The sequence below is a fragment of the Streptomyces panaciradicis genome, from assembly GCF_023516615.1.
Taxonomy (GTDB): domain Bacteria; phylum Actinomycetota; class Actinomycetes; order Streptomycetales; family Streptomycetaceae; genus Streptomyces; species Streptomyces panaciradicis.
This window is the reverse complement of record NZ_JAMGBF010000330.1, coordinates 1-728: the sequence shown is the minus strand read 5'-3', so window position 1 is coordinate 728 and position 728 is coordinate 1. Positions and strand designations below refer to the sequence as shown.

General features: G+C 69.1%; 1 protein-coding gene. It reads left to right on the top strand.

From position 1 onward, the window contains the following. On the top strand, positions 1-728 hold a 728-nt coding region (locus tag M8J74_RS44215; protein ID WP_505016728.1), incomplete at both ends, for an APC family permease.

Below are 728 nucleotides of genomic sequence, written 5' to 3'. Positions count from 1 at the left end.
GGCGTGGCCGTCATGCCGCACGTCCAGGGCGACCTTGGAGACACCGAGGAGCACCCCAAGGGCCGCATCCGCGACACCAAGAAGCTCCTGACGACCGCCGCCCTGATCATGAGCGTCTTCTTGATCGTCACCAGCTTCATCACCACCGTGCTGATCCCCGAGAAGGAGTTCAAGCCCGGCGGCCAGGCCAACGGACGCGCCCTCGCCTACCTCGCCCACGAATACCTGGGCAACGCCTTCGGCACGGTGTACGACGTCTCCACCATCGCCATCCTGTGGTTCGCCGGCGCCTCCGCGATGGCGGGTCTGCTGAACCTGATGCCGCGCTACCTGCCCCGCTACGGCATGGCCCCGCACTGGGCCCGCGCCGTCCGCCCCATGGTGCTCGTCTTCACCCTGATCGCCTTCCTGGTCACGTGGATCTTCGACGCCAACGTCGACGCCCAGGGCGGCGCCTACGCCACCGGCGTCCTCGTCCTGATGTCCTCCGCGGCGATCGCCGTGACCATCGCCGCCCGCCGCGCCGGGCAGCGCGGCTGGACGATCGGCTTCGGCGTCGTCTCAGCGGTCCTGCTCTACGTCACCGGCGCCAACGTCGTCGAACGCCCCGACGGCGTCAAGATCGGCGCCTGCTTCATCGCCGGCATCATCCTGGTCTCCCTGCTCTCCCGGCTGGCCCGCGCCTTCGAACTGCGCGTCACCGACGTCCAGCTGGACTCGATGGCGGA